This window comes from Gordonia sp. IEGM753, assembly GCF_050321825.1.
GTDB lineage: Bacteria > Pseudomonadota > Gammaproteobacteria > Pseudomonadales > Pseudomonadaceae > Aquipseudomonas.
The window spans coordinates 2,651,320-2,671,759 of record NZ_JBNQGB010000001.1; the positions used below are offsets into that span (position 1 = coordinate 2,651,320).

The following is a 20,440-nucleotide window of genomic DNA, read 5'->3' on the forward strand; positions in this document are numbered from 1 at the left end:
AGCCTTCGCCAGCAGGCTGGCTCCCACCGTTGGATTTTTGCCGGGCGCGGACTTAGTGTGCGACGCCGATCCAATGTGGGAGCGAGCCTGCTCGCGAAATGGGTTGTCCCAGGCGATATCAATCGTGAATGCCAGTCAGCCTTCGCCAGCAGGCTGGCTCCCACCGTTGGATTTTTGCCGGGCGCGGACTTAGTGTGCGACGCCGATCCAATGTGGGAGCGAGCCTGCTCGCGAAATGGGTTGTCCCAGGCGATATCAATCGTGAATGCCAGTCAGCCTTCGCCAGCAGGCTGGCTCCCACCGTTGGGTGTTGTTCCGCTCTGTGCCTTCAATGCTCCAACGCATAGCGGCGACAGTGCTCCAGATAACCCTTTTCATGATTGCCGACCAATTGAACAACACTCGACCATAGCCACGAAGGTGCGTCGAGTGTCTGGGTACGGTTGGTCTGCAAATCATGAATCCAGGATCGGCGTGTGGCTTTGTCCATCTGCCGGGCATGCGCAATGCCGACCACTCGCGCCAGATAACCCGCAGCACGCATCGCGTCTCGCTGGCTCAATTGATCGAGTTCAAGCTTCATGTCTTGCGGGAGCAGCTCACGAATAAAGAATCCATTGTCGAGCAACCGTGTCGCCATCATCCGGTTACCCAGTCCAGGCGAAAGATGCTGTGCGCCCTCCACTACGCGCTTGGCGTTATCGCGTGGCATGGCGGCCCGGGCCGCGCGGGGTGCGGCGGCCGCGACCGCTTCCTTGATATCGAGCAGGCAATATTCCTCATCCTCCTCATCACCCACACCCAGTAACACCGCGTAGCGCTTCAACCCGAGCGAACTGCAGCCTTTTACCCAGTACGCCGAATCAAGCAGCTCAACGTTGTCATTCTTCGACCTGCCCTTCAGCGAGGTCACCAACGAATGAATCTCGGGCGTTGCGCACAACGATTTGAGGGCTGCACGCTCTGGGCGAGACAGCGACCAAAAATGCTTGCCCAACGGGATGGTCGGCCGTGTGTCCTCGATCCGCTCTTGCGCCAGATGCTTCCAGGTACGCTGCACGGCGCTGCGCATGCCAGCCTTCACCTGAGCCGGACGAGGTGGCTCTTCATCGACATCGTCTTCAAACGCCTGCTCGTAACCCACCATCATTTCTTCGAGCATGCGTGCCGTCGCAACGCCGGGCAAGTCCGAACCACGGGCCGCCGTGGCTAACGACAACGCCAGCCTGACCAGGTCGTGCGCGGGATTGCCGATCACCGTTTGATCGAGATCACGAATATGGATGTCGATTCGTCCCTTCGAATCGCCCGTTGGACCCAGGTTACCGGCGTGGCAATCGCCACAGATCCACACGGCCGGGCCATGCGGCAAGCGTCGGCCGGATTGGCTGTGCAGCCACTCGTAAAACTGCACCGTACTGCCGCGCACATAAGCGTGCGCAGAACGCGCCATCTTGAGGTTTCGAAGTTGCGAAAGGGGTTCGAGTCGAGCGGTCGGGCGAGGTGTTTTCATGAGCAATTCTTGGAGGGGCCGAACAGTGTTGACCCCTCGCGACGCTCAGATGTTTCAAAATATTACAGAATTATTCAAAGGCTCATCCAGTGAGCACTAAATGACCGTCAAGGATCGACCTGGCCCATCAGTTCTGCCACCGATTCCTGGCGTTTTGCGTAGCGCTGAGCCAGTACCGCACACACCATCAGTTGAATCTGGTGGAATAACATCAATGGCAAAATCAACACGCCAATCGTGCTGCCGCCGAACAGCACCTGCGCCATCGGCACGCCGGTTGCCAGGCTTTTCTTGGAGCCGCAGAAGAGGATGGTGATGCGGTCTTCCATGCTGAAACCGAAGGCTTTGCCCAGCACCGTCGCAGCAGCCAATACCAGCGCCAGCAACACACAGCAGGCAACCACCAGCCCACCCAGTTCCCACAGCGGAATCTGATGCCAGATGCCCTCGTTGACCGCCTCGCTGAAAGCACCGTAGACCACCAACAGAATCGAGCCCTGATCCACGAATTTCAGCCAGCTCTTGTTGCGCCCAACCCAGGCGCCGATCCAGCGACGGGCGATCTGCCCGGCAATAAACGGCAGCAACAATTGCATGCTGATTTTCAAAATGGCATCAACGGTCGAACCGCCATCGCCGTGCACATTCAACAACAACGTCACCAGCAACGGTGTCAGGAAGATCCCGAACAGGCTGGACGCGGCCGCGCTGCATATCGCCGCCGGAATATTACCCCGGGCCAATGAGGTAAAGGCAATCGCCGACTGCACAGTGGCGGGAAGTGCGCAGAGATAAAGCATGCCCATGTACAAATCTTTGCCGATCATGGGCGACAGCACCGGTTTAAGCGCCAGGCCCAGCAGTGGAAACAGGACAAATGTAAGCCCGAATACCAACAAGTGCAGGCGCCAGTGACCGGCGCCGGCAATGATCGATTCGCGAGACAGCTTCGCACCATGCAAAAAGAACAGCAGCGCAATCGCGATGTTGGTCAACCAGCCAAAGCCGACTGCGACTTGACCCGTGGCCGGCAGCAGGCTGGCCAGGATCACCACGCTGACCAGGGTTAGCGTGAAATTGTCGGGTAAAAAACGAGGGCGAGTCATAACGATCATCATCCGGGAGAGCCAAAAACGTAACTTGGACTCTACGCTGCATGCCGATGTCCGGCTAACGCCAATGAGCCACTAGATATCGACTAAAGGACATGCCGGCCATTGCTGCTCAATAAACAGCCCCGAATACCGTTTTTAGTTCCTCGATTGCGGCATCGCTCAACGGCGCAGGCCGTGGTTGTGTCATCAGCCACAGGCGCGCGGTTTCTTCGAGTTCTTCCAGCACATGACTGGCTTTGGAAATAGAGCTTTCCCAGACCACAGGCCCCAAGCGTTCGAGCATTACCGCCCGCACCTGGCTGGCCAGCCTTGCAACTTGTTGCGCCACACCTGGCGCGCCCGGTCGCTCATAATTGATCAGCGGTACACGCCCGACCTTCATCACTTGGTAAGGCGTGATCGGCGGCAAAATGTTGTCCTGGCTCCAGACACCGGCCAGGGTCAACGCCACCAGATGCGTGGAGTGGGTATGCACCACGCCTTGAGCCTGTGGATTGTGGTCGTAGATCTGGCGATGCAACGCCAGGGTCTTCGAGGGTTTGTCCCCACTGACCCACGAACCATCGGTGGCGACTTTGGCAATGCGCGCCGGGTCAAGATTACCCAGCGAGGCGTCTGTCGGCGTGATGAGCCAGCCATCGGCTAGCCGTGCGCTGATATTGCCCGCCGTGCCTACCGTATAACCGCGCTCGTACAGGCTACGCCCGACGGTGCATATTTCTTCGCGCAGCGCGTTTTCAATACTCATGAGGTCGCCCCTTGCATCAGGCGCAGGGCTTTACTGAAAAAGTCCACGCTGCCGAAATTTCCGGATTTCAACGTCAGTGAAATCGGGTCGGCGCTGCCCAGCGTTACCGTCAAAGGCACACCCGGATCGATCTGCCGTCCGATGCGCAGGGCCTTGACGTTAAGTGCCTTGACCACGGATCCCGAGGTCTCGCCACCCGCAACGACAAAACGACGAAAGCCTTTGTTGTACAAGCCAGAGGCAATACTGGCGAGTGCTTGCTCAACCAACGCACCGGCACGCTCGACGCCCAATCGCTCCTGAGCCGCACGCACCGCCCCTGGGCTGCCGGTCGAATAGATCAACGCAGGTTCGTTCTGTTCGGCGAAGGCGATCGCTTCGCCGACCACATCCTTGCCGTCGGCCAAGGCCAGCGGGTCAACGTGATACGCCGCATTGCCGGCCTGTAACCAATCAGCAACTTGCCCGTTGGTGGCCTTCGAAGCACTGCCCGCCAATACCACCGCCCGGCCGTTGCCGACCTCCATTTGTGCAGCGTCAAGCTGTCGCAATGTTCCTGCACGCAGGAAATTGGCGGGCAGCCCTTGGGCGATACCCGAGCCGCCGGTGATCAGCTGCAATGAGGCACACGCTTCGCCGAGGGTAATCAAATCTGCATCCGATAGCGCATCGGCGATAGCCATACGCACACCTTCGCCACGCAACTCATCGAATCGCGCGCTGACCGCAGCAACCCCTTGAGCGACCGCGTCGTATCTCACCAACCCGACTGAAGAAGGCGTTTGTTGGCTCAACACGCGAACCAGGTTGGGGTCTTTCATCGGCGTGAGCGGGTGATGTTCCATGCCCGACTCGCTGAGTAATCCGTCCTGAACGAACAGATAACCACGGAACAAGGTGCGCCCGTTTTCCGGAAACGCCGGGCACGCAATCGTGAAGTCACTGCCCAGCGCGTCCAGCAAAGCGTCCGTGACCGGACCGATGTTGCCGGCGCTGGTGGAGTCGAAGGTCGAACAATATTTGAAGAAAAACTGCGTGCAACCCCGCAGACGCAACCACTCCAAGGCCTCCAACGATTCGCGAATGGCTTCAGCGGCCGGGCTGGTACGCGATTTCAAGGCGATAACCACAGCATCGGCGTTCAGCGTCTCGGCCAGCTCAGCATCCGGTATGCCGATGGTTTGCACGGTACGCATGCCGCCGCGTACCAGAATGCTGGCCAAGTCGGTGGCACCGGTGAAATCGTCAGCGATACAACCCAGTAAGGGGGCGGTTACAGGACTCATACAGTTATCTCCAGCGGGGCCGGTCAATGGCCGGCCCGCGTAATCCCCTGCTGACACGACAACGCTCAGCAGTGTTAGAAAATGATAAAAAATCACATCGTCTGATTTGGCACGGCCAGATCATAGGGCAAAAATCCGCAATGATGTTAACCATTGTTAAATTATTTGACCTTCGTGTGAATTTATAACAAGGTGCAGAGACTCGGTAGCCACGAATCCATAACAATTATTGTTCATCCGGTGGTTGCTACCGACTTCACCCTTCACCGAGGACGAACCATGAATTTCGAATTATTGTTTGCTGACCAATCGCAACCCGTGCGCTATGCACTGACCGGTGCGAAGGGTGGATTTTCCCGAACCCTGCTGGCTCAGACATTGAAGATGCCACGTCTGGAGGCTGCGGCGCTGTGTGATCTTGATGTGGCGGGTCTGCACGCGCTGTGCCTGGAATTGGGCTTCGCTGCCGAACGCCTGATCGTCTGCACCGACGCCAAGCAAATCGCCGCCGCCCCCGCCGACGCTATTGTGTTGGTCGCGGACGTCGAACTGCTGGCCCACGCGAACTACGACATTCTGGTCGAAGCCACTGGCAACCCGGCGATCGGCTATCGCACCGCCCGCCGAGACCTCGAGGCCGGCCGACACGTGGCGATGGTCAGCAAGGAAGTCGATGCCGTGAGCGGTATCACTTTATCGCGCCTGGCGGCCAAACATGGCGTCGTCTACACCACCGCTGACGGTGATCAACCGGCCAATCTCATCGGTTGGGTCAGTTGGGCACGGGTGTTGGGCCTGGACATTGTCGCGGCCGGCAAATCCAGTGAATACGACCTGGTATTCGACCCGTCGAACGGCACCATCACCCAACTCGAAAACGTCATTCACGCACCGGCGATGGGCGATTTCCTGACCTTGAGCGACGATATTCCGGCGACCCTCGCCGCCCGCCGCGCGGCGCTGGATGGCCTGAAAACATCTGCCACTGCCGACTATTGCGAAATGTCGGTGGTCGCGACCAACACCGGGCTGATCCCAGACGTCGAGTTGCTGCATTACCCCATCGCCCGCGTCAATGAACTGGCCGACATTTATGCCCTGCGCGAAGACGGCGGCATCCTCGGGCGCGAAGGCGTGATTGAAGTGTTCAACGTGCTGCGTTTGCCGGACGAAGCCAGTTTTGCGGGTGGCGTGTTTGTGATCGTGCGTACCCATGACCAACCGACGTGGCAGCTGCTGGCTCAAAAAGGCCATGTGGTGAGCCGCGACGGCCGCTACGCGTGCATGTACCTGCCTTATCACTTCATGGGCGTAGAAACCCCGATCACCCTGCTTAACGCGGTGCTGCACAAGCGTGCTTCAGGCACCAACACGCCAAGCCAGTCCACGGTATTGGCCGGACGCGCGACGGTCGATATTGCTGCCGGCACCGTGTTGAAAATGGGCGGCCACCACCATGACGTCACCGGTGTTCAAGCCGTGCTATTGGCCGCCGCCGACGCGGACGAAGACGTCGCGCCGCTGTACCTGGCCGCTCACGCCACCGCAGCACGGGACATCAAGGCCGGGTCATTGCTGCACATTGCAGACCTCACCGGCTACGACCTGGACCTGCACAACGCGTGGTGCGCCGGTCGCCTGCAAGCCTGAGTCCGGGTGCCTCGGGGCACCTACGAGGACGCAGCATCAACATTTTTCGCGTGAGAACAGGTTCAACAAAAATATGAATAGCGAACTGTTTATTTTCTCGATGGCGGCAGGCGCCATCGTCGTGCTGATCTTTTTGATCACTCGGCTCAAGCTCAATCCATTCCTGGCGCTTACGCTGACGGCCATCGGGCTGGGCATCCTTAGCGGCGTCAGTTCGGCAGACACCATCGACAGCTTCGCCAAAGGCTTCGGCTCGGCGCTGGCCAAGACCGGTCCGGTGATCGGTCTCGGCACACTGCTCGGCGGCATTTTGCTGGGTTCCGGTGGTGCGGATCGCATCGCCAACGCCTTCATCGGCAAACGCCCGGTGCAATACGCGCCGTGGGCTATTTGCGCCGCTGCCCTGCTGATCGGCATGCCACACCTGTTTGATGTGAGCTTCATCATGCTCGCACCTTTGGTTTACACCGTGGCCAAACGCACTAACAGCCATTTGCTGTACATCGGTTTGCCGTTGGCTGCGGGCCTGTATGTATCGCACGGTTTGCTACCACCCCACCCGGCGCCGACCCTGGCGGTTGCTGCGTTTCATGCGAACACCGGCCTGACGATTTTTTACGGCCTGCTGATCGCCATTCCGGTGGCGGTCATTTGCGGCCCGGTGTTCACCAAACTGATCAGCCCATGGTTCGGCCCCGCGCCTGATTTGACCGCGGGCCCGGTCGGCGCTCGCGAGGCGGTGGAAGGTCAGCCGCAAGCGTCGCTGGCGGCGTCGATCACCAGCGTATTGTTGCCACCCGGTTTGATGTTGATCGGCACGCTGGGCATTGCCTACAGCACAAAAGGCACCGCGCTGTACGGCTTCTTCAACGCGTTGAACAACCCGATCCTGTCGTTGTTGGCTGCCGTTATCTTTGCGTTTTTTGCGCTGGGCCTGCGTTCCGGTTTCAACCTCGGCCAGGTCCAAAAAATGGCCGGCCAAGGCCTCGCGCCGCTCGGTGCAATCGTGATGATCCTGGGTGCCGGCGGCGGCTTCAAGGAAATGCTCACCACCATTCACCTGGACGTATTGATTACCCATCACGCGTCCGGCTGGGCGATCAACCCGTTGATTCTCAGCTGGGGCATTGCCGCGTTACTGCGCATTTGCCTGGGTTCGGCAACTGTCGCAACGGTGGCGGCTACTGGCATCGTTGCGCCACTGGCACTGGCTCACCCCGAACTTTCGCCAGAATTGCTGGTGCTGGCAACGGCGTCCGGCGCGGTGATGCTCTCCCACGTCAATGACTCCGGGTTCTGGCTGTTCAAGGAGTATTTCCAGCTGACCGTGGCCCAGACCTTCCGCACCTGGACCCTGATGCTCTGCCTGCAATCGCTGCTCGGCCTGATCGGGGTTCTATTGATTGAAGCGGTAATACGCTAAATTGTCGGGCCAATCGATTGATTGGCCTTACCCCTTTCAGGAGCTCAGATGCAGGACGAAGAAAACGGCGCCACTCACACCGGCTCTCCGATGATTCCTGAACAGCGCCGCGAACTGATCCTGCGCCAGTTACGCAAGCATCAAGTGCTGAGCGTTCATCATTTGATGGAAATGTTCGACTGCTCGCACATGACGGTGCGACGGGACATCGCAGTGCTTGAACAGGAGGGTAAAGCCTACTCGGTGACCGGGGGCGTCAGAATCGCCAGCCAGGTTCACCACGAGCTCAGCCATCAACTCAAGGCTGTGACTGAACTGCCCGAAAAAGAAAACATGGCGCGCCATGCGGCGCTGCTGCTGCGCGAAAACATGACGGTCTACCTCGACGCTGGCACCACCTTGCTGTCACTGATTCCGTACATTATCGAGCTGACCGGCATGACCGTGGTGACCAACGATTTCGGGATTGTTCACGCGCTGGCCGATGCCCAGCACGTCGACGTTATTCATACCGGCGGGCTGCTCGACCACCCGAACCGCTCCAGCGTCGGTGGCCTGGCCGCTGCCACCTTGCGCCAGATCGTGACCGACATCGCCTTCATCTCGACCAGCTCATGGGATTTGCAGCGCGGGGTTACCACGCCGTCGGCACTCAAGGTCGAGGTCAAGCAGGCGGCCATGCAATCAGCCACGCAAACGGTGCTGATCGCGACCAGTTCGAAGTACGCCACCTTCGGCATGTACAAAATCGCCGGCCTTAACCAGTTTGATTCGATCATCAGCGATATCAAACTGACGCAAGCGGCGGCTGATGGTATTCGCAAGCTGGGCGTTGAATTGACCCTGGCCTAGGCAACCATCATTGCCGTCGATGTTCACCATCACCTCAATGAAGTTCTCATAAAAACTGCGCGGCGTAGCATCAGCTCCATACCAACCACTAACACCCCGGAGCACACAAACATGAAACGCCAACTCTTGCTCAGCATCGCCTTCTCGGTTTTTGCAGTTAACGCTTTCGCCGCTTCCTCGGCTCACCCGGTTATCGCCGAAGGTGGCTCGGATCGCCTGATCGAAAACCGTGTTGCCGAAGGTGGTTCCGATCGCCTGATCGAAAACCGTGTTGCCGAAGGTGGTTCCGATCGCCTGATTGAAAACCGTGTCGCCGAAGGTGGTTCCGATCGCCTGATCGAAAACCGTGTCGCCGAAGGTGGTTCCGATCGCCTGATCGAAAACCGTGTTGCCGAAGGTGGTTCTGATCGCCTGATCGAAAACCGTGTTGCCGAAGGTGGTTCCGATCGCCTGATCGAAAACCGCAACGCATGAAGACATGAGTGTCCTCAACGCGATACTCAACAAAAAGCCCGGCCTGACATGCCTAATGCTGTTCACTTAGACGATCTTCAGACAAACAGCATTCTGTGGTGAGGGGATTCATCCCCGTTGGGCTGCGCAGCAGCCCCAAAAGCTGCAACCGAGGTGTAGCAGGTACACCGCGTATGCTGGGTTTACGACTGCTGCGCAGCCCAACGGGGATGAATCCCCTCGCCACAAAATGTATGGGTATCGCTTAAGTGAACAGCATTAGGCATGTCAGGCCGGGCTTTTTTTGTGCACGCCATAATCTCTATTGCGCCTGAAACGTCTGCAGGTAAGCCAGCACATCTTCAATCTTTTCAGGATCGCTGAGGCCCCAGAAGATCATGCGGGTTCCTGGAACCACTTTCTTCGGTGCTTCGAGGTACGCAGCAAGCGTTTCGTGGGTCCAGACAATGCCTGCTGATTTCATCGCGTCGGAGTACTGGTAGTCAGCTGACGTGCCCGACAGTCGCCCGAAAATGCCATTCAGTTGCGGACCAAACGAACCCCGCGCCGACTCCCCGACCTGATGGCAACCACCGCAGATTCGACCAAACAGTTTCTGCCCCGCTTCAACATCCCCGGCCGCTTGAGCCGCCCCGTTGAACAACCCCGCGCAGAGCGTGAGGGCGACAGTAAAAAACGCGGCTGTGTTCATCTGTGTTCTCTATCAGAGGTTACGTGTGGCGGGTACCTGCGGCTATTTCAGCATGGTTGGCAGCGTTACGTCGGAAAAAACTCGAACTCCGGCCATGCCGCTGTATCCAATGTGTAAGCCAACAGAGGTACGCGATATGAACAGCGATGACAGCATCAGAAACGACGGCGCACAAACCCCATCCAACGCCCCACCCACCGACACGTCAGGCAAGCCTGTGAATGTAGTGGAGCGCGACCTTGCGGACACCGACAACGATACCAAGGGTGTTGACGAGGTCATTACACCTTCCTCGACCCGCGCCAAAGAGCAGGACGTAGAAGAGCTGAACCGTAAAACTGCGGAAATCGAACGCAAGGTGGCGGATGGGAATTAGTAATGTTGCGCGCCTGATCTGAATGGGTGCAAACGTAAAACCGGCAGCGACCAACGCCTGCCGGTTTTTTTTTGCCCGAGCACCTGACTGGACCCATTTTTCGAGCGCAGACCACGCCGTTTTCTTATTCCACAAAACAAGCTTCGTGGCACTTTTTAATCTTTTATCGCTATTAATCGTTCCCCCTACAATCGTCTCCTTTGCACACAACACTAGGGACGTGACATGCCACATCGTTTTTTACTCGCCGCACTTTTCCTGGCCGTCAGCGCTTGTGCCAGCCCACCACCCGCCTCGGTCCATACCAAAAACCCCGACAGCTCGACGCTTCAGGGCGATGCGACGCGTCCGGCGCAGGCGCAGTGGGTGCGCACCGAGTTGTATTTTTCGGTAGGACCGCTAGAAGGCAAGGAAGGCGTGGTCAGCCCGGCTCGCTGGCGCGAGTTTCTCGATCAGGAAGTAACGCCGCGTTTTCCGGACGGGTTCAGTGTGCTGGATGCTTACGGACAATGGCGTGACCAAGGCGCAAAAGAGCCTGAGCGACTGAGCACCAAAGTCATCGTGATCCTGCACGAAAACGATGCCCGGCATGACCAGGACATCGAAGCGATTCGCCTGGCCTATAAACGCATTACCGGTGACCTGTCAGTGCTGCGCCTGTCGCAACCGGCGCAGGTATCTTTCTAAACGGCTGGTTCATCAAGGGTCCGCCGGGGCGGTGACGACCAGCGGCCAAGCCCCGCGAGCAACACCGCCCCCAGCAGCAACACCGCAATCCCGAGCAACGCACCGTAGCCCACCACCGTAACGCTGGAATAGACCATGTACAGGCACAAGGCGAAGAACAGCAGTGGCAACAATGGATACAGCGGCACTTTTATCGGCCGGGGGGTGTCAGGAAAACGCCGTCGCAGGATGATCAACGCCAGGCTGCTCAGGCTCAGGAACAACCAGTAGACCGGTGTCAGGTACTCAACCATGGTGTTGAAACCACTTTGGGTAAAACTGCCGAACAGCACCAGCAGCAGCGCCACCGCGCCTTCTGCCAGCAGCGCTCGACGCGGCACGCCATGGCGTTCGTCCCAGTCGCCTAGCGTGCGCAATTGCGGTACGTCACGGGCGGCGGCGTAAGTGGTGCGCGCCCCCACCAACAGCGTCGAGTTGATGCTGGCGACCGCCGCGACACCCACCATCAACACAATCAGTACGGCACCGGGCGCGCCGAATGCCCGGTCCAGTAACTCGACTGCTGGCGCATTACTGGCGGCCAGCCCCGCAAAACCCAAGCCCTGGACAAAAGCCCAATTGAGCGCCAGATAAATCACCATCAGCACGCTCAGGGCGCCGAGCATGGCGATGAAAATACCGCGCCGGCCGTCACGCACCTCGGCTGACAATGTCGCCGCATCGCTCCAGCCTCCAAATGCCAAAAACACGAAAATCATCGCAGAAGAAAACCCGGCGGCACCGGTGTGCTCTGCCGCTACCGAAACGAGGGGAACGGGCACCTCGACACCTTGCCACGCCAGCCATACACCAGCGCTGGCAATGCTCAAAAACCCCACTGCAAGCAACACCACAAGCACTGTCTGGGTGATAAAACCGATGTGTTTGCCCGTCAGATTCAGCAGCACCAGGGAGGCGATCACACCCGCGGCAAACAGCCCGGAACCGTAGGTGCCCAACGGCACAATGGCGTTGAAGTAATCGGCAAACATGAACGCCGACAAAGCAATCCAACCCGTGTGCATCACCGAAAAACGCGACCAGGCGAACACAAACCCCAAGCGCTCGCTATAGGCCGTGCGCAGGAAATGGTAATCGCCACCCGGATGAGGAAACGCGGTGGCCATTTCGGCAAAACACAGCGCCCCAACCATCGAGCACAGACCGCCCAAAACCCACACCAGGTAAAAATAGTCGGGGCCCACATTCAAGGCCACGGTGGGCGCGGTTTTCAGAATGTCAGTGGTAATCACCATGCCCAGCGTGACCAGTAGTGCCTGGAAAACCGGCAAGTGTCGCTTGGGGCCAAGCTGTTCGCTCATGGTCTATCCCGTCGGTTAACCGCCACTCGTGTGAGTGCCGCTGGACTCAAAAGCCGTAAGTGGCGCGAGCGTAGTAGTAGGCGCCGTTGGTGCCGATGGGTGACAACACGTCATACGGCAGGTTGCCTCCGTAGTTGATTTCCGACTTCGAGCGTTCCGGGTAGTTGTCGGTCAGGTTGTTGCCACCCACGGCGATGTCGAATTTGGGCGTGAATTTGTATTGCACCTCGGCGTCCAGCTGCCACACCGCGCCATAGGTTTGCTCGGGCTGCGAGTCACCGAAATCGAACACCCGTGTGGTTTCGCCCTGACGCGTCAGGCGGCCCAGCAGGCCCCAATGCTGGCTGGCCCAATTGGCGGACACCATGAAGCGGTCCTTGGGTGCGGCGTCGGTCAATGTGTTGCGCTCTTCAACGCCAACCAGCGCGTCGTTGCCAATGCCCAACGCGGTAAGTTGCGATGGTGTGCCTTTGGTGCCCGTCACCTTGGTGTGGTTGTAGGTATAAGCCGTGGTCAGGCCCAGCAATCCTTCGTACAACGGCTGGTGATAATTGAGCACCAACTCGGCACCATCGGTGCGGGTATCGGCGGCGTTGGTAAAAAAGTTCACGTCGTGCACACCGGCAACACCGAAGTTGTCGTTGATGTACTGCTCCATCGCATCACTGCCGATGCGTTGCGACAGCGTGACGCGGTCCTTGACGTCGATGCGGAACACGTCCAAAGAGGCGTCAAAGCGCTCGCTCAACTGTGCGGTCAGGCCCAGGCTGAAGTTCTTCGAGGTCTCCGGATCGAGTTTCTCCGCGCCCAATGCGCGAGCAATCGGATCGTTGACCGAGAGCACGCGAATATCGGTGAGAGTGCCGCCAGTACCGAAGTTGCTGGTGGTGTTCTGAAAGCCGATTTGCGCCAGCGATGGTGCGCGGAAGTTGTTCGATACCGCGCCGCGCAAAGCCCATTGCTCGGTCAGGCGATAGCGGCCACTGAGCTTGCCGGTAAGTTTGCTGCCGGCATCGTCGTAACGCTCCCAGCGTGTAGCGGCATCGACGAATAAGCGGTCAGTGAGATCGCCGGACAACTCGGCATAGGTACCGAACACGTTGCGGTCCAGATCCACCTCTTCACTCGGACGCAGGCCGTTGGCACCGTCAGCGCCGGTGCCGACGTACGAAGCTTCGTCGCCGGCATAAGTCAGGTAGTTCTCGTACCGGTATTCGCCGCCCACTGCCAACACGAAAGCACGATCGGCCAGGCGTAACTCGCGTGTGAAATCGAGGTTGGCGGTGGTCTGGCGCAACTCGTATTCACCGGTGTCGAAACGCGTTGGCGAATCGGCCCCAAGCGACACGTTGAGGGTGCGCCGGGTAGCCGAATCGAAGTGATTGCGGCCGTGCGTGAGGCTGCTGTCAAAGTCCCAATCATCGCCTAACAGGCCTTTGAAGCCTGCGGTGGCAGACAGGTCCTGATTGTCACCGATCGATTGCGGGAGAAAACCGTTGGGGTAAAACTGCGGCTGTTCATACGGGTAGCGATAAAACTCGGCGCCCGTGGTGTGCCGTTCGTTGTAGGTGCCGAACGAGTAAGCCTTGCCGCCAGCCAGCGGCAACTCGCCGTTGAACCAAAGGTTAACGTCCCGGGCGATGCCGTCACCCATGATGTAGTTACGCTGGCCCGGCGTGTCGGCAAAACCGTCGAACCCTGCGCGGTTGGTCGGGTCGCGGTCCTTGTACTCGGTACCACCCCGGATGAAACCGCCCTCTTCACCCAGACGCGTGCCGATCTTAGCGGTGGTCATGCTGTTCTGGCCGTCGGTGATGGTCTTGCCAATGGCGTTTTCATGCGTGTGATAAGCGCCGTAAGTGGTGGACACTTCGCCGCCCTCCGGGGCGTCGTCAAGAATGATGTTGATCACCCCGGCAATCGCGTCGGAGCCGTATTGCGCGCCCGCGCCATCTCGCAATACTTCGATGCGTTTGATTGCGCTGATGGGGATTGAGTTGAAGTCCACCGGCGCTGTGCCTCGGCCGATCTTCGACGAGTCGTTGACCAGCGCCGAGGTATGCCGGCGCTTGCCATTGACCAGCACCAGAACTTGATCGGGACTCATGCCGCGCAACTGCGCCGCCCGCACATGGTCGGCACCACCGGAGTTGGATTGCCGTGGAAAACTGAACGAGGGGAGCAGCGTCTGCAAGGCCTGCCCCAATTCACCATTGCTGGCCCCCGCGGACTTGAGGTCTTCGGCGGTCAGCACGTCTACCGGGACGGGTGAATCCAGCACGGTGCGAGCCGTGCCGCGAGTGCCGGTCACCAACACGGCGCCCAAGCGGGTGTCATCATCGGCACGGGTGGACACTTCTTCGGCTTGTGCAGGCAGTTGTGTTATTGCCATCACTGTTGCGGCGGCGAGTAAAGAACGAGAACGGTGGTACATCAAGCAGCTCCTTTTATCGCAGCTAATACCCGGCCGTACCGACCATTAAAAAATCGATAACACGTGCGCGGCAATGTCTGCTGTAGTTTTATAAATCCCAGGTACGACGAACGCCATTAAACAAAGTTAGTGGCGACTTTAAGATGTGAATAAGTCTCTGAAAGCATTCTAGAAAATTTACTGTAAATCCCCAGAGCACCGATGCTAGACGAGGCTTTAACTAATGCAAAAGAACCAATAACACTTAGGTTATACCCGACCAACAAACTGTTGCCTGAGCAGCAGTTGTGTTGATCAGGCAGCAACTAACCTTAACTAAATGACAACTAAGTACACGGCATGGAGTGAGCGCACTCCACACTAATTGCTGTTCGCCGCTCAATCCGCTGAAGGAATCCACGCTGCACGCGCGACATTGGCGGTGTCGCCGAAGGCAGGTAGCTTCTGTGCCAGGTCGCGAACATTTTTCACGTCCAGATCCAGTAGCTGCTGACGGGTGATCAGGGTGGGTGGCACCAGTACTTTGTGCCCGGGATTCTCACCGGCAATCAGCATTGCCAAACTGCGCACACTGATGGCGCCGGCCACTTGCGGGTTGACCGCAGCGGTCGCGACCCAGGCACTGTTCGCCTCCTTCATGATCTGAATATCGGCGGTGGAAATATCCGCGCTGTAGATTTTTACCTTCGGCCCCAGACCCGCCTCGTCGACGGCAATTTTTGCGCCTTTGGCGAACTCGTCGAACGGCGCGAAAATCACACTGATCCCAGGGTTGGCGCGCAACACGGCGCTGGCCTGATCGGCGACAGAGTTGGCGATGGGTGGATTGAGCGTGCCGAATCGAGCTTTTTCGATAATGCCCGGGTTCGCCGCTTTAACCTGGCTCCAGATCTCGTCCCGCAGCTCCATTGGAGTGAAACCGCTGATATAGACGTAACCGGCATCGAAGTGTGTGCCGTTGTCCTTTATCGCCTGGTCCAGTGCCAAGCGCGCCAGCGCACGATGGTCCTGCTCGACCTGGGTCACCTGCGGGCTGTTGATGTCGACGTCGAACGCCACCACTTTGATGCCCTTGGCGATGGCGCGGTCGATTGGGCCTTTGAGGGTTTCTGCCAAGCCAAGCTGAACGATGATGCCGTCAACGCCGAGGTCGATTGCCTGATCGATCATCTCCCCCTGGCTAGCCGCCTGCTGGCGCGCATCGAACACGCGCAACGTTGCGCCCAGTGCTTTGGTCTGTGTCTCCACGCCACGCAGGTAGGCTTCGGGAAAATCCCCCGAGAACAGATAACCCACCAGTGCGATTTGCACGTTACCTTTATCGAAAGGCGCTGGTGCGCCCGGCAACGCCTTGGCCTGTACACCCAATGCCACCGTCGAGAGCAACGCCGTGGCCAGGCAATGTCGAATAAAAACCTTGATTGATCCGTGCATACATCTTCCTTGGGAGAACATTCTTTGAAGAATGTAAAAACCGGCTCAACGCGCCCGATGCGCGAGGCCGAAGGTGAACATCAGGGCCAATACCAACACCAGTCCCTTGACGAAATCCTGGGCGTAGTAAGGCGCATTGAGCATGGTCAGGCCGTTCAGCAGCGTGGCCACCAGCAATGCGCCGACCAGCGTGCCGAACGCATTCGGCTTCTTCGCTCCCAGCACGGCGAAACCGATCAACGCGGCGCCCAATGCATCCAATACCAAACCGTTGCCGGAACTGACGTCGCCGCGCCCCAGACGCGCCGCCAACAACACACCGCCCAATGAGGCAAGCAGCGCCGAAAGCACATACGCCAGCTGTTTCAAACGCTGCACCGGTGCTCCCGCCAGGCGTGCGGCCTGCTCGTTGCCACCAATGGCATAGAACAAGCGCCCAATGCGCGTGCGCTCGAGAAACAGCCACACCACCATCGCAACCGCAGCGGTGATCAGCACCGGAGTCGGCACGGTGTCCCACAGCCGACCCCGACCGAGGGCAAGAAACAGTGCACTGAAAGTGCCTTCGGTCTCCTCGCCATTGGGCAGGGTCATACCGACTGCAATCGAGCGCCCGCCGGTGGGGATCAGTTGCACACCAATCACCAAGAACATGCTGCCGAGCGTCGCGAGAATATCCGGCACCCGCATCTTCACGATCAGCCAACCGTTGAGCAGTCCCACCAGGGCGCCACCCGCCAGGCTGAACAGCACGGCGGGCACGGCGCCCCAACCCAGTACCACCATCACATAACTGGCAATCATCAAACTCATCGCCGCGACGGCACCGATCGACAAGTCGAGCCCGCCGACGGCCATGGTCAGCGTCACACCAAGGGCCAGCAGCGCAACAATCGACACCGACTGCAAGATGCTGAACAGGTTGCCGACCCGCAGGAACGCCGGTTCCGCGTAGCTGAAAAACGCCACGATCAGCGCCAGTACCCAGAGCAATCCATAACGGATCAACGCGTGCAGCAAACGCTCGGAAAATGCCGGCGTGGTCGACAACAGCGAACTCGAATCAGACACTCGCTTTACTCCTCGGCGATGCGGTTAAGGGGCTCACAACGGCCGGGGCCTGCGCTTCGGTGCCAGCCAGTGCCGCCACCAATGTGGCGCGGGCGAGACCGGCACGCGGATATTCGGCAACGATAGCGCGGTCGCGCACAATCAAAATTCGGTCGGCGATGTCCAGTGCTTCATCGACATCGGCACAGATCACCAACGTCGCACGGCCGCCAGCGCTGTCACGCAGCAACTGGCCAATCTCGCGTCGGGCACGCACATCAACGCCCTGGAAAGGCTCATCAAGAATCAGCACTCGCCCTACCCCCAACAACCAGCGTCCCAGTACGACTTTTTGCTGGTTGCCACCTGATAACGCACTCATGGGTACGTCAATTCCCGAGGTCTTGATGCCCAGGGCTGCAACCTGTGCCGCGACCGCTGCCGCTTCGGCCCGGTTACGGATAAAACCTGCGCGAGTGAAGCGCTCCAGAAACGGCAAGGTCAGGGTTCGACGCAGGGAAAAGTCGGCAATCATTGACTGGCTCGCGCGGTCCTCGGCGGCGTAAAAAACCCCACTGCGAATCGCTTGGCGTGGCGAACCCGGGCGCCAGTCACGGCCATCCAGTTGCAAGCGGCCGGCCGCGGGCTCACGCAAGCCGAACAGCACCTCAGCGATGTCGCTCTTGCCGGCCCCCAGCAACCCGCTGAGCACCACCACTTCGCCTTCGTACAGGACCAGGTCGAAGGCAGGCGCGCGCGGTGCGACCTGTACTGCGCGCAGTGCCAATACTTGGCGCCCTACAGTGCGTGATTGGTACACATGAGCATCAAGCGCCTGCCCCAGCATGGCCTCTACCGCTGCGGGCAACTGCCGGGCGCTGAACTCACCGGCCAATCGACCATCGCGCAACACGATGGCCCGGTCGGCTACCCGCTGCAGGTCCGACAAACGATGCGAGATATACACAATGGCCACTCCGCGACCGCGCAGCGTGTCGATCAAGCCAAACAAACGCTGCGCCTCGACATCCGACAACGCTGCCGTGGGCTCATCAAGAATAAGCAGACGCGGTTGCAGGGCGAACGCCCGGGCCAGCACCACCAATTGCCGCTCGGCTTGCCCGAGACGCTCGATCGGTTGCTCCAATGGCAGCTCGAGGCCGAGCCCGGCAGCGATGCTCGCGGCCCGTTCGAACAGGTGCTTGCGATTGAGCCAGAAGTCCGCGCCGGGTTGGCAGAGTTCATCGAGCAGCAGGTTTTCTGCGACGCTCAATCCGGGAGCGATGCCATCGTTAACCTGCTGATGAACCGCAACAATCCCGACCCTTCGCGCAGAAAGCGGCGAGGCAAAGTTACAGGCCTGCCCGTCTACCTGAATTTCACCAGCATCGGGTGACTGACTGCCGGCGAGAATCTTCACCAGCGTCGATTTTCCTGCGCCGTTGGCACCCAGTAATGCCACCACTTCTGCGGGATAAATATCCAGGCTGATGGCGTCCAGCGCCACATTGGCACCAAAGGTTTTGCTCAGTTCACGTACACGAATCAGCGGCTCGGGTGCCACGGCAACAGGCGTACTCATACAGTATTCCGAAACAGGATGGTCGCTAAAAAAACCAGCGAGCACAAAGGGTTGAAGCGAGGATTAAAAGCAATCCCTTATAAACATTCCAATAGTTCTATCGCATAGAAAATATTTTTTGGTTATAAGCCATGCGCATCAGTCAGCTATATCGTTAGTCTGCGAAATTCTATTCCCCGCTGAAAATCCGCAGATACAGTACGTGCAATCTTTATTTCGAAAGACCCTCGGATAAGCCTGTTCGATGTACACCCGCTGAAGCGCTTCGCCGATTAATTGCAGGGACGGAAAACATGTCGAGATTGAAGAACAAATACGCACTGATTACCGGCGGCACGTCCGGCATTGGCCTGGAAACTGCTCGCCAGTTCCTGGCCGAAGGCGCGACTGTCGCGATCACCGGTCGCAGCGAAAGCGCACTGGCTGACGCTCGGCGGGAATTGGGGGATGCGGTGCTGGCGATTCAGAGCGACGCCGGCGATCTGGCGAGCCAGAAGGCGTTGGCGCGCAAACTTACCGGGGCCTGGCCTCGGCTGGACGCTTTGTTCCTGAACGCGGGTGACGTCACCCATCGCTCGCTCGAAGACTGGGACGAGACAGCATGGGACTACCTCATGCAAACCAACCTCAAGGGGCCGTTTTTCCTGATTCAGGCGTTGACACATTTGCTGGCCAACCCGTCTTCAATCATTTTGTGCGGATCGGTGAGTGCCAGGATCGGGCTGCCGCAGAGCAGCGCCTATGCTGCGAGTAAAGCAGGGCTGCTTTCATTGGCTCGCACCCTGTCTGGGGAGCTGATAGAGCGCGGCATCAGGGTCAATGGCCTGAGCCCCGGCCCGACGGAAACGGCTGCCTTGGGCAAACTGGGTTTACCTGCCGACGAACTCAAAGCATTGCGCGAAAAAATTGAGCAACTGGTACCAATCGGGCGCTTGGGTACGCCTTGGGAACTGGCGAAAGCGGCGGTGTATCTTGCCTCTGATGAATCGACATTCGTGGTGGGTACGGAATTACTGGTGGATGGCGGCGTGGGCAATGTGTGAAAGGCGCCAATGCACTGACTGCACTGTTCGATAGGTCGATATTTTTAAGGATGATGCTTTGATGCTTCAGGTTTGGGGAAGACGCAGCGCGTTCAATGTGCAGAAAGTGATGTGGCTGATCGATGAGCTGGGGTTGGCACATGAACACATCCCGGCGGGCGGAAGCTTTGGTATCAAGGACACCCCGCCATTTCTGGCGATGAACCCGCATGGGCGAATTCCACTGATCAAGGATGGCGAAACCGTGGTCTGGGAGTCGCATTCGATCCTGCGCTACCTGGCAGCGGTTTATGGTAAGCCGACGTTCTGGAGTGAAGATGCCGCCGTGAGGTCGGACAGCGACCGCTGGATGGATTGGGCACAGTGCAGCTTGCAAACAGCGTTCATCGACGGCGTTTTCTGGGGCGGCTATCGCACTCCCGAAGCGCAGCAAAACAAGCAGGCGCTGGCTGCCAGCCTGCAACGCTGTACGCACTATTTCAAGATTCTCGACCAGCACCTTCGCGACCGCAAATACCTTGCAGGCGAGCATTTCTCGCTGGCCGACATCCCCGCAGCAACCCATCTCTACCGTTACTTCGAAATGGATATCGAGCGACCCGAGATCCCCAGTGTCGAGCAGTGGTACGCGCGACTTAAAGATCGCCCGGCTTACCGCGAGCACGTGATGATTGCTTTCTCGGAACTGCGCGGCAAACTCGATTTCTAGTGCCGGCCCCCG

The 20,440-nt window shown here is 58.7% G+C and carries 18 protein-coding genes; 8 read left to right on the forward strand and 10 right to left on the reverse strand.

Annotated elements, in window-relative coordinates; genetic code table 11:
* Positions 1–328: 328 nt before the first annotated feature.
* From ACQR3R_RS11840 to otnK, 4 genes are all read right to left on the reverse strand, one after another.
* Positions 329–1,513 (reverse strand): DUF2252 family protein, encoded by a 1,185-nt coding sequence (locus ACQR3R_RS11840; RefSeq protein WP_428272359.1) that lies wholly within the window; start codon positions 1,511–1,513, stop codon positions 329–331.
* A gap of 107 nt (positions 1,514–1,620) precedes the next feature.
* Positions 1,621–2,619, reverse strand: coding sequence for a bile acid:sodium symporter (locus ACQR3R_RS11845; protein WP_428272360.1), 999 nt, complete (start codon positions 2,617–2,619; stop codon positions 1,621–1,623).
* Between the two features lie 118 nt (positions 2,620–2,737).
* Positions 2,738–3,376, reverse strand: a complete 639-nt coding sequence (locus tag ACQR3R_RS11850) for a 3-oxo-tetronate 4-phosphate decarboxylase (RefSeq protein WP_428272361.1) — start codon at positions 3,374–3,376, stop codon at positions 2,738–2,740.
* Complete coding sequence (gene otnK / locus ACQR3R_RS11855) at positions 3,373–4,662, reverse strand: 3-oxo-tetronate kinase (protein ID WP_428272362.1); 1,290 nt, start codon at positions 4,660–4,662, stop codon at positions 3,373–3,375. The genes ACQR3R_RS11850 and otnK overlap by 4 nt, the downstream gene beginning before the upstream one ends.
* Positions 4,663–4,941: 279 nt before the next feature.
* On the opposite strand from otnK, the gene ACQR3R_RS11860 reads away from it, so the two are divergent.
* The 4 genes from ACQR3R_RS11860 to ACQR3R_RS11875 all read left to right on the forward strand — a co-directional run bounded on the left by ACQR3R_RS11860 (position 4,942) and on the right by ACQR3R_RS11875 (position 9,061).
* The gene (locus ACQR3R_RS11860) at positions 4,942–6,312 is read left to right on the forward strand and encodes a hypothetical protein (protein WP_428272364.1); all 1,371 of its coding nucleotides are present in this window, start codon (positions 4,942–4,944) and stop codon (positions 6,310–6,312) included.
* Between the two features lie 73 nt (positions 6,313–6,385).
* The gene (locus ACQR3R_RS11865; protein ID WP_428272365.1) at positions 6,386–7,735 is read left to right on the forward strand and encodes a GntT/GntP/DsdX family permease; all 1,350 of its coding nucleotides are present in this window, start codon (positions 6,386–6,388) and stop codon (positions 7,733–7,735) included.
* A gap of 48 nt (positions 7,736–7,783) precedes the next feature.
* The gene (locus tag ACQR3R_RS11870) at positions 7,784–8,587 is read left to right on the forward strand and encodes a DeoR family transcriptional regulator (protein ID WP_428272366.1); all 804 of its coding nucleotides are present in this window, start codon (positions 7,784–7,786) and stop codon (positions 8,585–8,587) included.
* 111 nt (positions 8,588–8,698) lie between these two features.
* Entirely contained in the window at positions 8,699–9,061 is a 363-nt protein-coding gene (locus ACQR3R_RS11875) for a hypothetical protein (protein ID WP_428272367.1), read from the forward strand.
* Positions 9,062–9,362: 301 nt separating this feature from the next.
* Here ACQR3R_RS11875 and ACQR3R_RS11880 read toward each other — a convergent pair whose 3' ends face one another.
* Entirely contained in the window at positions 9,363–9,752 is a 390-nt protein-coding gene (locus ACQR3R_RS11880) for a c-type cytochrome (RefSeq protein ID WP_428272369.1), read from the reverse strand.
* A gap of 136 nt (positions 9,753–9,888) precedes the next feature.
* On the opposite strand from ACQR3R_RS11880, the gene ACQR3R_RS11885 reads away from it, so the two are divergent.
* Complete coding sequence (locus ACQR3R_RS11885; RefSeq protein ID WP_428272370.1) at positions 9,889–10,128, forward strand: hypothetical protein; 240 nt, start codon at positions 9,889–9,891, stop codon at positions 10,126–10,128.
* Positions 10,129–10,353: 225 nt separating this feature from the next.
* Positions 10,354–10,815: a DUF3574 domain-containing protein gene (locus tag ACQR3R_RS11890; protein WP_428272371.1), complete on the forward strand. Its 462-nt coding sequence runs from the start codon at positions 10,354–10,356 to the stop codon at positions 10,813–10,815.
* On the opposite strand, the gene ACQR3R_RS11895 is transcribed toward ACQR3R_RS11890, so the two are convergent.
* The 5 genes from ACQR3R_RS11895 to ACQR3R_RS11915 all read right to left on the reverse strand — a co-directional run bounded on the left by ACQR3R_RS11895 (position 10,812) and on the right by ACQR3R_RS11915 (position 18,676).
* Complete coding sequence (locus ACQR3R_RS11895) at positions 10,812–12,176, reverse strand: amino acid permease (RefSeq protein WP_428272372.1); 1,365 nt, start codon at positions 12,174–12,176, stop codon at positions 10,812–10,814. The genes ACQR3R_RS11890 and ACQR3R_RS11895 overlap by 4 nt on opposite strands.
* Before the next feature lie 46 nt (positions 12,177–12,222).
* On the reverse strand, positions 12,223–14,610 hold the full coding sequence (locus ACQR3R_RS11900; RefSeq protein WP_428272373.1) for a TonB-dependent receptor domain-containing protein: 2,388 nt from the start codon (positions 14,608–14,610) through the stop codon (positions 12,223–12,225).
* A 378-nt stretch (positions 14,611–14,988) separates the two neighbouring features.
* On the reverse strand, positions 14,989–16,044 hold the full coding sequence (locus tag ACQR3R_RS11905) for a substrate-binding domain-containing protein (RefSeq protein WP_428272375.1): 1,056 nt from the start codon (positions 16,042–16,044) through the stop codon (positions 14,989–14,991).
* A gap of 45 nt (positions 16,045–16,089) precedes the next feature.
* Positions 16,090–17,115, reverse strand: coding sequence for an ABC transporter permease subunit (locus tag ACQR3R_RS11910; RefSeq protein ID WP_428272376.1), 1,026 nt, complete (start codon positions 17,113–17,115; stop codon positions 16,090–16,092).
* Complete coding sequence (locus ACQR3R_RS11915; RefSeq protein ID WP_428272377.1) at positions 17,108–18,676, reverse strand: ATP-binding cassette domain-containing protein; 1,569 nt, start codon at positions 18,674–18,676, stop codon at positions 17,108–17,110. Before ACQR3R_RS11915 ends, ACQR3R_RS11910 begins: the two co-directional genes overlap by 8 nt.
* Before the next feature lie 293 nt (positions 18,677–18,969).
* Between ACQR3R_RS11915 and ACQR3R_RS11920 the strand changes: the two genes are divergently transcribed.
* Positions 18,970–19,719, forward strand: coding sequence for an SDR family oxidoreductase (locus tag ACQR3R_RS11920; RefSeq protein ID WP_428272378.1), 750 nt, complete (start codon positions 18,970–18,972; stop codon positions 19,717–19,719).
* Positions 19,720–19,780: 61 nt separating this feature from the next.
* Entirely contained in the window at positions 19,781–20,428 is a 648-nt protein-coding gene (locus ACQR3R_RS11925; RefSeq protein WP_428272379.1) for a glutathione binding-like protein, read from the forward strand.
* Positions 20,429–20,440 lie beyond the last annotated feature (12 nt).